Origin of the sequence: Metallosphaera javensis (ex Hofmann et al. 2022) (assembly GCF_022064045.1) — an archaeon.
GTDB lineage: Archaea > Thermoproteota > Thermoprotei_A > Sulfolobales > Sulfolobaceae > Metallosphaera > Metallosphaera javensis.
The window spans coordinates 1-305 of the sequence record NZ_JAKNCW010000063.1 but is presented as its reverse complement, the minus strand read 5'-3'; the positions used below and the strand labels follow the sequence as shown (position 1 = coordinate 305).

General features: G+C 48.2%; 1 pseudogene. It reads left to right on the top strand.

The annotated features are described in order from the left end of the window. Positions 1–103 precede the first annotated feature (103 nt). Positions 104–305, top strand: a pseudogene (locus L3N51_RS12800) (hypothetical protein); the annotation flags it as partial.

Sequence of the window (305 nt, the reverse complement as noted above, 5' to 3'; positions counted from 1 at the left end):
GGTTTCCATTGCGAATTGTAATTAGTTAATCTACGTGGGATGATCAAAATCAATCTATCATTTTTCAGTAATACTTTAAGGGGGCCGAACACGATGTCATACCATGAGCAAACTAACTATCGAACCCGCATACCAACTCCAGGAGGAGTTGGTACACATCGTGTTCGACCCCATATTTCCTAAGCACTGGCTCATAAATAAACCTGTTGAGGAGGTGGAGGAGCTAGCGATGAGGGAGGCGGAGGAGGTAAGCCCGAGGTACGCGAGGGGGAAGAGGCTCAAGAGGAGGGGATACGCGAGGTACA